The sequence below is a fragment of the Erythrobacter sp. GH1-10 genome, assembly GCF_045363165.1.
GTDB lineage: Bacteria > Pseudomonadota > Alphaproteobacteria > Sphingomonadales > Sphingomonadaceae > Erythrobacter.
This window is the reverse complement of record NZ_JBJFLP010000001.1, coordinates 1506025-1518777: the sequence shown is the minus strand read 5'-3', so window position 1 is coordinate 1518777 and position 12753 is coordinate 1506025. Positions and strand designations below refer to the sequence as shown.

The 12753-nt window shown below is 62.8% G+C and carries 11 protein-coding genes; 6 read left to right on the top strand and 5 right to left on the bottom strand.

The window, feature by feature from the left end; genetic code table 11:
• Positions 1-7: 7 nt before the first annotated feature.
• Together ACI5KX_RS07475 and rsmD are read left to right on the top strand one after the other, a co-directional pair.
• Complete coding sequence (locus tag ACI5KX_RS07475; RefSeq protein ID WP_406810043.1) at positions 8-796, top strand: pseudouridine synthase; 789 nt, start codon at positions 8-10, stop codon at positions 794-796.
• Entirely contained in the window at positions 793-1374 is a 582-nt protein-coding gene (rsmD, locus tag ACI5KX_RS07470) for a 16S rRNA (guanine(966)-N(2))-methyltransferase RsmD (protein WP_406810042.1), read from the top strand. The genes ACI5KX_RS07475 and rsmD overlap by 4 nt, the downstream gene beginning before the upstream one ends.
• Positions 1375-1389: 15 nt before the next feature.
• On the opposite strand, the gene ACI5KX_RS07465 is transcribed toward rsmD, so the two are convergent.
• The gene (locus ACI5KX_RS07465) at positions 1390-1809 is read right to left on the bottom strand and encodes a hypothetical protein (protein ID WP_406810041.1); all 420 of its coding nucleotides are present in this window, start codon (positions 1807-1809) and stop codon (positions 1390-1392) included.
• A gap of 281 nt (positions 1810-2090) precedes the next feature.
• Between ACI5KX_RS07465 and ACI5KX_RS07460 the strand changes: the two genes are divergently transcribed.
• Positions 2091-4397 (top strand): ATP-dependent helicase, encoded by a 2307-nt coding sequence (locus tag ACI5KX_RS07460; RefSeq protein ID WP_406810040.1) that lies wholly within the window; start codon positions 2091-2093, stop codon positions 4395-4397.
• 251 nt (positions 4398-4648) lie between these two features.
• On the opposite strand, the gene ACI5KX_RS07455 is transcribed toward ACI5KX_RS07460, so the two are convergent.
• Positions 4649-5800, bottom strand: a complete 1152-nt coding sequence (locus tag ACI5KX_RS07455; RefSeq protein ID WP_406810039.1) for a L,D-transpeptidase family protein — start codon at positions 5798-5800, stop codon at positions 4649-4651.
• Positions 5801-5964: 164 nt separating this feature from the next.
• Between ACI5KX_RS07455 and ACI5KX_RS07450 the strand changes: the two genes are divergently transcribed.
• Positions 5965-7476: a M20/M25/M40 family metallo-hydrolase gene (locus tag ACI5KX_RS07450; RefSeq protein WP_406810038.1), complete on the top strand. Its 1512-nt coding sequence runs from the start codon at positions 5965-5967 to the stop codon at positions 7474-7476.
• A gap of 22 nt (positions 7477-7498) precedes the next feature.
• On the opposite strand, the gene ACI5KX_RS07445 is transcribed toward ACI5KX_RS07450, so the two are convergent.
• From ACI5KX_RS07445 to ACI5KX_RS07435, 3 genes are all read right to left on the bottom strand, one after another.
• The gene (locus ACI5KX_RS07445; protein WP_406810037.1) at positions 7499-7918 is read right to left on the bottom strand and encodes a hypothetical protein; all 420 of its coding nucleotides are present in this window, start codon (positions 7916-7918) and stop codon (positions 7499-7501) included.
• 80 nt (positions 7919-7998) lie between these two features.
• Positions 7999-9396 carry a DEAD/DEAH box helicase gene (locus tag ACI5KX_RS07440; protein WP_406811339.1) on the bottom strand — a complete coding sequence of 466 codons (1398 nt, stop codon included), beginning with the start codon at positions 9394-9396 and terminating at the stop codon, positions 7999-8001.
• Between the two features lie 164 nt (positions 9397-9560).
• Positions 9561-10145 carry a hypothetical protein gene (locus tag ACI5KX_RS07435; protein WP_406810036.1) on the bottom strand — a complete coding sequence of 195 codons (585 nt, stop codon included), beginning with the start codon at positions 10143-10145 and terminating at the stop codon, positions 9561-9563.
• A gap of 164 nt (positions 10146-10309) precedes the next feature.
• On the opposite strand from ACI5KX_RS07435, the gene ACI5KX_RS07430 reads away from it, so the two are divergent.
• Both ACI5KX_RS07430 and ACI5KX_RS07425 read left to right on the top strand, forming a co-directional pair.
• The gene (locus ACI5KX_RS07430; RefSeq protein ID WP_406810035.1) at positions 10310-11749 is read left to right on the top strand and encodes an FAD-binding oxidoreductase; all 1440 of its coding nucleotides are present in this window, start codon (positions 10310-10312) and stop codon (positions 11747-11749) included.
• A gap of 117 nt (positions 11750-11866) precedes the next feature.
• Positions 11867-12661, top strand: a complete 795-nt coding sequence (locus tag ACI5KX_RS07425; RefSeq protein ID WP_406810034.1) for a SapC family protein — start codon at positions 11867-11869, stop codon at positions 12659-12661.
• Positions 12662-12753 lie beyond the last annotated feature (92 nt).

The following is a 12753-nucleotide window of genomic DNA, read 5'->3' as shown; positions in this document are numbered from 1 at the left end:
GCGCCGCATGCCCACCAACCCCAAACAGTCCGAAGATCGGCCCGAAGGCGACCGCATCGCCAAGCTGCTGGCGCGTGCGGGCGTCGCCAGCCGCCGCGAGATCGAGCGGATGATTGCCGACAAGCGTATCACGCTGAACGGCAAGCCGGTCGAGACACCGGCGACCTTCCTCACCAGCCTCAGGGGCGTGAGCGTCGACGGCAAACCGGTTACCGCGCCCGAGCCGACCCAGCTTTACGCGTTTCACAAGCCAACCGGGCTGATCACCGCCGAGCGCGATCCCAAAGGCCGGGCGACGATCTACGACGCGCTCGTCAACGCGCTGCCCAAGGATACGCCGCGGGTGATGCCGATCGGTCGGCTCGACCTCAACACCGAAGGCCTGTTGCTGCTGACCAATGACGGTGGCCTGAAACGGCAGATGGAGCTGCCTGCCAACGGAGTTCCGCGCACCTACCGCGCACGGGCGTTTGGCGAAGTATCGCAGGAACAGCTCGAAAGCCTGAGCGAAGGCGTCGAAATCGACGGCGTCCGCTATGGCTCGATCGATGCCAATCTCGATCACGGATCTGGGGGTTCGGGTGTGAAGAACCACTGGATCGAAATGACCATCACCGAAGGCAAGAACCGCGAGGTGCGCCGTGTGCTCGAATATCTCGGGCTCAAGGTGAACCGCCTGATCCGCACCGCCTATGGCCCATTCCATCTCGGCGACCTTCCGCGCGGGCAGGCGGCGCGCATTCGCAAAGGCGATCTCGACCGGTTCCGCTCGAGCCTGAAGCAGGGGCGCCAATGAGGATCATCGCGGGCGAATGGCGCGGGCGCAAACTCGTCGCGCCAAAGGGGGAAGCGACCCGCCCGACTGCCGATCGAACGCGAGAGACGCTGTTTTCCATGCTGACCAGCCGGCTTGGCAGCTTCGAAGGCCTGCGGGTGGCAGACCTGTTCGCGGGATCGGGCGCATTGGGCTTGGAAGCGCTCTCGCGTGGAGCGGCGCATTGCCTGTTCGTCGAACAGGACCGAGCCGCGCTCGACGCGATCAAGCAGAACATCGCCACGCTCGATGCGCGCTCGCGCACCACGGTCGAGGCGATATCGGTGATGCATTTGCGGCCCGCGCGCGAACCCTACGACCTGATCCTGCTCGACCCGCCTTATCGCACAGGTGCCGGGAGCGTCGCGCTCGACCGGCTGCTGAGGCTCGGCTGGATTGGCCCGGCCACGTGGATGGCGGTTGAAACCGGCGCGAGGGAAACCGTCGATGTCGACGGCCTGACCGTCGAAGCAGAACGCCGGATCGGCAAGGGCAAGCTTACGTTGCTCACCGCTGCCGACCCGGACGCTGCGCCCGAAGGCCCTCCCGCCGACGGCTGAGGAATGTGTGTGAGATCAGCCGCCTTCGGGTGGCTCGGACATGTTGTCGACCGCATCGGGGCTCTGCCCCGCGCGTTGTTCGATCATCTCCCAGGCCGATTCGCGCTCGGTCCCGGTCATTGCGGTGAGCGCGATCTTGTCCTCGTCCGACAACCGCCAGAACAGATCCTGCCGCTCGGGCGAGAGCGACCAGTAATAACCCTTGGTCTCCGCCGGCCACGAATCGTAGGCGTATTTCCGGTCGGGCGGCCAGTTGTCGTATTCCGCTTGCTGGTCCGGCGCGAGATCGGGCGGCGGGATTGCTGGCGCCATCTGGTCGATCGGCGCTTCGCCGGACGGGACCGGCATGTCGTTTTGCGAAGCACCGGGCGCAGCGACGACGAGGCCGATTGTCGCGACAGCGACGGCAGCGAGATAGATATGTGATTGTCGCATGGGATTCTCCTTAGAAAAATTCCCAAGCGCAGACGAACGCGACCCTAAACCTTAGCCACCGACCGGGCTCTCCCCTTCCGACCGACAAGTCTTTGATGCACCGGTTCTTTCCGCGGTGGAAGAGCCCACACTGTCCGAATGCCCCGGCGCTGGCACGTCCGGACGAGAGGCGTGGCCAAATCGCGGCGGAGCGAAATCCCTAGCGGAAACACCCCGGTGCATTGTCTCCAAAGCGCCCTTGCGAGCAGCCCACACGTTCTCTACCTGTTCACAGCACTGCGATGAGCGATCTTACCCCCTCCTCACCCCCTGTCGAAGGCCCGTTGCCGCCCTACGCCGCGCGGCTGAATCCGCCGCAGCGCGAGGCCGTGCTGACCACCGAGGGGCCGGTGCTGATGCTCGCGGGTGCCGGAACGGGAAAGACCGCGGCGCTGACGGCGCGGCTCGCGCACCTCGTCGCAACGCGGCGGGCTTGGCCGAGCCAGATCCTGTGCGTCACCTTCACCAACAAGGCCGCTCGCGAGATGCGCGAACGAGTCGCAGGGCATTTGGGCGTCGCAAGCGAGGGCATTCCGTGGCTCGGCACGTTTCATTCGATCTGCGCAAAAATGCTGCGCCGCCATGCCGAACTGGTCGGGCTGGAACAGAACTACACGATCATCGATACCGACGATCAGCTCCGGCTGCTCAAGCAGCTGATCAGGGAGAACGATCTCGATGAAAAGCGCTGGCCCGCGCGCCAGCTCGCCGCGCTGATCGACCGCTGGAAGAACCGCGGGCTCAATCCCGGCGATCTCGACGCGAACGAGAACGAAGCCTTCGCCAACGGGCGGGGTCAGGCGATGTACCGGCTGTATCAGGATCGGCTCAAGGCACTGAACGCCTGCGACTTCGGTGATCTGATGCTTCATGTGCTCAACATCTTCCGCAAGCACACCGATGTGCTGGAGGATTACCAGCAGCGTTTCAAATACATCCTCGTCGACGAGTATCAGGACACCAACGCGGTCCAGTATCTGTGGCTGCGGCTGCTTGCGCAAAGTCACAAGAACATCTGCGTCGTGGGGGACGACGATCAGTCGATCTATTCGTGGCGCGGGGCCGAGGTCGCCAACATCCTGCGGTTCGAGAAGGACTTTCCCGGCACACATGTCGTGCGACTCGAACAGAACTACCGTTCGACCCCGCACATCCTCGGCGCGGCGTCGGGCCTGATCCGCGCCAATTCGCAGCGCCATGAAAAGACGCTGTGGACCGAGGCGAACGGCGGCGACAAGGTCAAGGTGATCGGCGTGTGGGACGCGCCCGAGGAAGCGCGCCGCGTGGGCGAGGCGATCGAGCGGCTCGAAGGCGAAGGCGCGGACCTCAACCAGATCGCGATCCTGGTGCGCGCGCAGTACCAGACCCGCGAATTCGAAGACCGGTTTATCCAGATCGGGATCAATTACCGGATCATCGGCGGCTTCCGCTTTTACGAGCGCGCCGAAATCCGCGACGCGCTCGCATACCTGCGGGTGATCGCCCAGCCGCAGGACGACCTCGCGTTCGAGCGGATCTACAACCAGCCAAAGCGCGGGCTCGGCGCGAAGACGCTCGAGAAAATGCACCAGCATGCGCGGCGCACAGGCATGCCCCTCGCTGCGGCGTCACTCGACCTTGCGGACAGCGACGAACTACCCGCTCGCGCATCGAACACGATCGGCGGCTTGTTGCGGCAATTCCTCGCCTGGCGCGAGGCGGCGGAGGACATGACTCCCGCCGACCTGCTGCGGCTGGTGCTGGACGAAAGCGGCTACAACGACATGCTGGCGAACGACCGCAGCGCCGAAAGCGCAGGCCGCGCCGAAAACCTCTCCGAACTCGCCCGAGCGATGGAGGATTACGAGACGCTCGGCGATTTCCTGGAACACGTCGCGCTCGTGATGGACACCGATGGTCGCGACGACGAGGAAACCGTCACCATCATGACGATCCACGCTGCCAAGGGACTCGAATTCGACAACGTGTTCTGCGTCGGTTGGGAGGAAGGCGTATTCCCCTCGCAGCGCGCGATCGACGAAGGCGGATTGGCATCACTCGAAGAAGAACGCCGCCTCGCCTACGTCGCGATCACGCGGGCCAAGCGCCGCTGCACTATCCTCCATGCCGCCAACCGCCGCATCTACGGCCAGTGGACCAGCAGCATCCCCTCGCGCTTCATCGAGGAACTGCCCGAAGAACACATTGATCAGGAAACGACGCTCACCGGCGGCGCTTCTCTCTGGCGCGCCAACTGGAGCGAAAACGAAGACCCCTTCGCCCATGTCGCCCGCGACCGTCCGGAGCGCGCGCAAACGCGCGGCCCCGGCTGGCAGCGCGCCATCGCAACCGGCTACGAGACGAAACAACAGCGCGTGCGCGAACCGGGCCGGAGCGCCGCGAGCTTCGCCGCCAAACCCCGCAGCGACATCGCCATCGGCGCGATGGTGAGCCACGACAAGTTCGGCATCGGCTGCGTCACCGACCAGGAAGGCAACAAGCTCGAAATCGAATTCGAGGAATACGGCACCAAGCGCGTGATCGACAGCTTCGTGAAGGTGGTGGGGTAATCGATCGAGAACCCGATCGGATTTTCCTACATCCGCCCGGCCCGCTATTCTCCCAAACGTTCTTTGACCTCGTCGATTGCTTGCCCGCCGCGATGCCGCAACGGACGCCGCGCAATTTTCGATTTTGCAAAGTGTCAACTTCGCAAAACGGCCCTTTCTTATCATATTTTCAGATATTTAAGGGCAAAGATGCAGGGTGACACAGTGTCAACTTTGTCAACTTCGCCGGCACCTCGTCAGGCCCTCTCCGGTCACGCTTGTCCCGAACACTCGGTCTCCAGTCTCACCAGCCGGACCCGCCGGTCGCGATTGTAGACGTCGGTCAGGACTTTCACACCGCCCTCGCCGTCACCCACTGCGGTGAAATACGCGACGTAGACCGGAATGGGTTTCTCCAGATCGACCCGCGTGGTCTTCAGCGAAGCGACAATCGCGTCGATCTCTTCGCGCGTCTTCACCCCTTCGAGCAGCGTCGCGGCATATCCGATCGCGTCGCCGGTACGGATGCAGCCGTGGCTGAAGGTCCGCACTTCCTCGGCAAAGCGATGCTTGCCCGGCGTATCGTGCATATAGACCGAATAGGGGTTGGGCATCACGAGCTTCATCTGTCCCAGCGCATTGTTGGGCCCCGGCTTTTGTCGATAGACCCCGTCCGACCAGACATAGCCTCGCGCGCGGGCCGCTGCCGGATTGCGCCGCACCAGCGCCCCGACACTCTCGCGCACGATGCTCGCCGGGATGTTCCACCACGGATTGAAGATCACGCCTTCGATCTTTGTGTCGAACACCGGTGTCGGCGTGCTGGTTTTGCCGACGATCACCGGCCAGGTCCCGGCCAATTCGCCATCGCGCCACAGCCGGGCTCTGAATTCGGCGGCGTTGACCAAGACGTAATCCTCGCCGAGCGAGCGCGGCATCCAGCGCCAGCGCTCCATATTGCGCGCGATCGCCTCGCGACTTTCCTGGTCGATCTCATCGGCGCCATAGGCAGCCCGCAGGCGCGAATATTCGGGGTGGGTCGGGCGCAGCAGCGCGAAAAAAGTATCCAGCGCACCCGATTGCAGCGCATTCGCCAACATCGGTTCGAGATCGATATCGGCGTCGGTATCGACGATCCGCCAGCCTGCGCGGGCGGTCCGGCCAGCCGAACCGAGCAAGTGCATCCGCGCAAGCCGAAGCGCGAGATCGTTTGCGGCTGAATCGATTGCGCCAGCTTCGCCATCGGCAATCGCCGCTTCAAGTTCGGCCGCGCTGGGCTTGGGCAAGGCATCCTCAGGCGCGGCATCGACCCAGCGCAGCAGCGCTGCAATATCGGTGGTCGACCATGTCGGTATCGCGGATTGCGCCCAAACCGTCGTTGGCCATGCCAGCAGCACAAGCAGCACAAGCAGTTGCCTGATCATGTCCCGTTTCGCTCCTTTGCGTTCGTAGCTTCCCTACAGCCCTATCATAGCAGCTATGCGAACTCCCCGACAAAATCGAACAGATCGATCCTTGCACGTTAAACGCTTGCCTGATTTCACCGGTGCGTGCAGCATCGCTCGCAAATCCGGACAGGGGGCAAATCATGCTGGATCGTCGCACGTTAATTCGCAATTCGATGCTGGTTGGTGCCGGAGCGTCTCTCTTTCCAGGGGTCGCATTCGCACAGCGCGGTCCCCGCACCGCAATCCGCGCCGCCGCCGAGGCCAATCGTGCCGCTGACATCAAGCGCATCCAGGATTGGATCCGCCTGCCTTCGATCGCCGCCGAGGACCTCAATATGGAGGAAGGCGCACGGTACATGGCGGAGCTGGCGCGCGACGCAGGCTTCAGCGGGATCGAGATCGTCCCGACCGACGGTCACCCCGGAGTATTCGGATACATGGACAACGGGGCCGCACGCACGCTCGGCATCTATTTCATGTACGACGTCAAGCAGTTCGATCCGAGCGAATGGAGATCGGACCCGGTCGCTGCCGAGATCGTGGAGGTCGAAGGCTGGGGCCGCGCGATCATGGGACGCGGGGCCGTGAACCAGAAGGGGCCGGAAGCAACCTTCCTCGCGGCGCTCCACGCGATGAAGCGCGCCGGAGTCACGCCACCCGTCAACGTCGCGCTGATCTGCGAAGGGGAGGAAGAGATCGGATCGCCCAACTTCCGGCAGGTCGCGACCAAACCGAATGTTCTGGCGGCCTTGCGGAAGTGCGAAGGCATTTTCATCCCCGCCAGCTGGCAAGGACCCAACGGCGAAGTCTCGCTCAACCTCGGATCGAAAGGGATCATCGAGCTCGAGCTCATTGCTTCGGGCGAGAGCTGGGGCCGCGGGCCCAAGGGCGACATCCACTCCAGTCTCAAGGCGATGGTGGATTCGCCGGTCTGGCGATTGGTCCAGGCGCTCAACACGCTGGTCACGCCCGATGGCAACACGGTCGCGATCGATGGCTGGTTCGAGAACGTCCGGCCGCTGACCGATCGCGAGAAGGAGCTGATCGATATCGCCGCAGCGGCCGGTGACGAGGCGCGGCACAAGGCGTCGCTCGGCGTCAATTACTGGATCGACGATCTGCCCTACAACCAAGCACTGCAACGACTTGCACAGGAGCCGACAGTTAATATCGAAGGGCTTGTTGCGGGTTACACCGGGCCGGGCGGCAAGACCGTACTGCCGGGCAAGGCCGTGGCCAAACTCGACCTGCGGCTGGTGCCGAACCAGACGCGCGCCGAAGCGGAACGCAAACTGCGCGACTTCCTCGATGCCAAGGGGTTTGCCGATGTCGAGATGAACGTGTCTGGTGGTTACGATCCGACAGAGGTCTCTGAAGACAGCCGTCTCGTGCAGGCGCAGCTTGCGGCTTATGAGGCAATGGGGGTCAAGGCCAACCTCAACCCAAGGCTCGCCGGATCGTGGCCGGGTGCGGTGTTCACCGCTCCCCCGGTATCAATCCCCGCCGGACATTTCGGGATGGGTCACGGATCGGGAGCCCATGCGCCCAACGAGTACTACGTTATCGACTCGACCAATCCCAAGGTCGCGGGAATCACCGAGGCGACAATGGGATATGTCGAGATGATGTACCAGTTGGCGCGAGTCGCCTAGCCGACGGCAAAGTCGAAACGACCTACGACTTGGTGCGGATCGACATATCGCCGGTACGCGTGTCGCCATTGTCGACGACATGCACGTTAATCTCGGCACCGTCTGCGGTCTTTCCGTTGATGCCGCGAGCGGTCGACGTGCTCTCGTATTCGGTCACTTCGAATCCGCGCTGTTCCGCCTCCCCGCGATAATAGGAAAGAATATCGTCGGTGCCGTCGTTCGTCTCGAACATCACCATCGAAAGCTCAGCGCTGCTCATATTGGTTGTGACTTCCGAGCCCGGATAGACTTCGAAGCCCATGACCAGTCCCGCCGTGCTGCCTTCGCCCGTGACATCCCTGTTCAGCGCCTCGACCTGATCGAGCACGTCCTGCTCACCGGCATCGCCTCCGCCACAGGCGGTGAGCGCAAATGCGAATGCAGCAGCAAGATAATACCTCAAGAAACTTCCCCCCTTTTATTTCAGAGGGTAAGTGTGCACGAGATTTGTAAGGATTTAAAGGGCGGTTCCCGCCCCTCCCCTCAGCCGCCGAAACCGACGTCGAGGAAGCCCGGCTTCGGACCGTTCCATTCGTCTGCCGAGCCGGGATCGCTATCCTCATCCCGGCGGCGGCGCGGCTTGCGCTCCTGCTCGGGCTTTTCGTCCGCCTTCTCTTTGCGCGGAGCCCTCTCGCGCTTGGGCGCGGGCTTGGATTTGGGCTTGGAAGGAGCCTCCTCGCGTTCATCATCCTGCTTGCGGGCACGCGAGCGTTTCGGCTTGTCTTCCTTCGTTTCACCTGCTGCACCGGCGAGTTCGACGCGCACGTCTTCCTTGCCGAAGACCTTGATCTTGCTGCCGGTCAGCTTCTCGACATTGGCGATTGCCTCGGCGTCCTCATCGGCGACGAAGGTGAAAGCTCGACCCTTGGCCCCTGCCCGACCTGTGCGACCGATGCGATGGACATAGTCGTCCGGGTGCCAGGGCGTGTCGAAGTTGAAGACATGCGAGACGCCCTTGATGTCGAGCCCGCGCGCGGCGACGTCGGAAGCGACCAGGATGTTGACATCGCCGGCCTTGAAACGGTCGAGCTCCTTGATCCGGCTCGACTGGTCCATGTCGCCATGGATCTCTCCGCTCGCAAAGCCCCGCTTCTGCAAATGCTTGTTGAGCTCGCGAACGGTGGTCTTGCGGTTGGCGAAGATGATCGCCGTCTCGACCTGATCGTTGGCAAGCAGCCATTCCAGCGTCTCGCGCTTCTTGCGAGCCTGCACCGGGATCTTGAACGCGGTGATATTCTCGTTTGTCGATGCTCGGCGGCTGACCTCGATCCTCTTCGGATTGTTCAGAAACTTCTTAGCCAGTTTCTCGATCGGCGGCGGCATCGTGGCCGAAAACAGCATCGTTTGACGAGTTTCAGGCAGCTTCGAGCAGATAAACTCGATGTCGGGAATAAAGCCCATGTCGAGCATCCGGTCGGCTTCGTCGATCACCAGCAGCTCGCAGCCCGAAAGCAGGATCTTGCCGCGCTCGAACAGGTCCATCATCCGGCCCGGCGTCGCGATCAGCACATCGACGCCTTCGTCGAGCGCCTTGAGCTGGTCGCCCATCTGCACCCCGCCGATCAGCAGAACGAGCTTGAGATCGTGGTTCTTGCCGTACTTCTCGAAATTCTCGGCGACCTGTGCGGCCAATTCACGCGTTGGCGCGAGGATCAGCGAACGCGGCATAAGCGCGCGGCGGCGCCCGGCGGCCATCACATCGATCATCGGCAGCACGAAGCTCGCGGTTTTGCCGGTGCCGGTCTGCGCGATACCGATCAGGTCCTTCATCATAAGGACTGCGGGGATTGCCTCGGCCTGGATAGGAGTCGGCTCGGTATAGCCCGCGTCCTCGACGGCTTTGAGCAATTCAGGCGAAAGGCCGAGATCGGCGAAGGTCATGCGTATCGTAATGTCCGGATAAGGCGGCGCGTGGGCCGCCATGTGTAAAATGCCCTCATCCGCGCTCCCATTCGTAAGGAGCCGCAAGGGGCGCGCCGCCTCTGCGGAAAATTGTCCGGAAAGTCAAGAATCACGAAGGCGCACGCGCGATGGCAAGCGTCGCGTCAGTCCTCGACTGCCACCAGCTGACGCATCCGCTCGACTTCGCACTTCGCGCCGCTGCGCGATTGCAGCTCGTCACGGTCGACGCACAATTGCCCGTCTTCGTTCCGTTCCACGTAGAAGCCCGAGTAGAAATCCCTCGCGCGGCAGGCCTTTTCCAGGTTCACTGAAACGATCCGGTTATCGCGCATGAATAGCAGCAGGCGATTGCCGCTGCCGGTTTGTACCCCGGCGATGCGGTTCACCGGTAGGCACTTCTCCATTTTGCGTTCTTCGTAACGGGTCCTGAGCGATTCCTGCGGCAGCTGGGCCAGCAATTCGTTGCGATTGCGCGACTGGCGGGGGGAAATCCGGACGATCACCCGCTGCTCGATCCGGATCTGACGCACGGTCTGTTCGTCATTGAAGGCATCCAGCGGGGCAACGAGACCGCTCTGTCCGTAGATGATCGGCTCGCGGGCCGAGACTTCCGGAGCAGGGCTTTTTCCGCTCCCCGCCATCATCGCCGCCGGTGCACCCGCGCTGCTCGGCCCGAGCAGGGGCAGCAACAGCGCCAGCGGCGTTGCCAGGGCGAGCAGGCTCGGCATGTATGCGGAAAATCCTCCTTGCGATCGGCACCGTGAGGGTGCCTACGCGATCCAACTCAATGCCCGCATCCCTAGCGGAAACGATTGAACCTTGGCTTAACTGCCCGCTCGCTTTGGCGCTAGCGACTGGCACTATCACGCCAAGCTGTGACATAGAGGCCACTATGACGAGCCTGACTACACAGCAAGACACCTTCCTGGAGGAAGCCAAAGACCTGCTTGGTCCGAAGGGGTTGGCGACGGACCCGGAACTGCTTTCGCCTTGGCTTACCGACTGGCGCGGGCGCTACACGGGGCGGGCAATGGCGCTTGCCTCTCCGGCGACGACCGCAGAGGTCGCCGCGCTTGTCAAACTGTGTGCGAAGCACCGCATCCCGATCGTGCCTCAAGGAGGCAACAGCGGCATGGCGGGCGGCGCAACACCCGATTCCAGCGGCGACGAGATCTTGCTCTCGCTCCGCCGCATGAACACGATCCGCGCGCTCGACGCGCAAACGGGCCAGTGCGTATGCGAGGCCGGGGTGATCCTCCAAACCCTGCACGAAGCGGCCGAGGCAGCGGATATGCGCTTCCCGCTCACTCTCGGCGGAAAAGGGTCGGCGACGATCGGCGGGCTCGTTTCGACCAACGCCGGAGGTACGCAGGTCCTGCGCCACGGCACCATGCGCGCACAAGTGCTCGGGATCGAAGCGGTTCTCGCCGACGGAAGCATGTTCGACGGGTTGACCGCTCTCAAAAAGGACAATCGCGGGTTCGACCTCAAGCAATTGCTTATCGGGTCAGAGGGGACGCTCGGGATCGTGACCGCCGCGACGCTGCGGCTCCTCCCCGCGGTTTCGGCGCGGGCCACCGCGTGGATCGGCCTGCCGTCAATCACCGCTGCTCGCGCGTTGCTGCGGCATGTCGACAGGGCGATGGGCGATGCGCTCGAAGGCTTCGAGGTGGTGCCGGACCAATGCCTTGAAAGCGTGCTCGACCATTTGCCCGACGCCCGCCCTCCCCTCGACCAGCGATACGCATGGAACGCGCTGATCGAATGCGTATCCAGCGATGGCGATAGCGACGAGTTGCGCGCGCGGCTCGAACAGGTGCTCGCCGATGCGATGGAAGCGGAAATGCTTTCGGATGCCGTCCTGGCCGCCAACGAGAGCCAGTCGGAGACCTTCTGGCTGCTGCGCGATTCGATTTCCGCCGCCGAACGCGCGCTCGGCCCGGCGATGCAGCACGATATCTCGGTGCCGGTCGAGAAGATGCCCGAATTCATCCTCACCGCCATTCCGGAAATCGAGCAGGCTTTCCCCGGCACGCGCGGGGTCGCTTTCGGGCACCTTGGAGACGGAAACGTACACTTCCACATCATCGCCCCCGAGGGTGCAGTTCCCGGCAGATGGGAAGAAGGCGAAGGCAAGCAGATCAGCGCCCGGGTATATGACCTGGTCACCGAATGGGGCGGATCGATCAGCGCCGAACATGGCATCGGCCAGATGAAAGTCGGCGAACTCGGGCGACTTGGCGACCCGGTGGCGCTCTCCATCATGCGAAGGGTGAAGCAGGCGCTCGATCCGCAGGGCCTGCTCAATCCGGGCAAGCTCGTGCCCGCTTGACCGCCCCCGGCTTGCGCCGGGCGTTGCAACAGCCTAAAGCGCGCCGCGAACGGCCAGCACGGGATCCTCGACGGCCGCGACCTAAGACTTCAACGCTAAATCTTCCGGAGAAAATTCATGGCCAGCGCGCCGCAGCCGCAACTCCCGCTGTTCTACAAAGACCTGCTTCCGCTCAACAGTCGCGATCATTCGGACTGGAAGGCCGGATCCTTCGAGAACGCCAATTTCCTTGCCAGCACGCACGCAATTCCTCTGACTGTTGACGAATTCGTCGATGCGCAGCGCAATTACCCGATCGTGTTCACTGCGGGCGACAACCCGCTGCCGATCGCGCTGTTTGGCCTCAATGAAGGCGTCAACACCTTCATCGACAAGGACAACAAGCTCGAAGCGGGCGTCTATGTCCCAGCCTATGTCCGCCGGTTCCCGTTCATGCTCGCCAAGTTGCAAAAGGACAGCGAAGATATGTCGCTGTGCTTCGACCCGTCCGCAGGCGTAATCGGCAAGCGCGATGACGGCAACGCTCTGTTCGAGAACGGCGAGCCGACCGAGTACACCCAGAACGTACTGGATTTCTGCAAGAAGTTTGAAGAGGCCGGCCAGCGCACCCGCCAGTTCCTAGACGAATTGAAAAAGCTCGATATTCTGATGGACGGCGAAATCGCGATCACACGCAACGATATGCCCGACAAGCCGTTCGTTTATCGCGGATTCCGCATGGTCGACGAAAAGAAGCTGCGCGAGCTTCCGGCCGCGACGGTCGAAGAGATGAACAAGAGCGGCATCGCCATGCTGATCCACGCCCACCTGTTCTCGCTCAACCTGATGCGCACGATCTTCGAACGGCAATCGGCCCAGGGCAAGGTCCCCACGCCGAACGCCAACGGCGCAGCGGCACCTGCCGACGCCTGACCTTTCCCAGTCTTCCAAAAGAGGCTGGATCGAGACAATTTCCGGCGGAGCGTCCCTTGAAGGCGCTCCGCCGTATTCTTATTTATGGAATG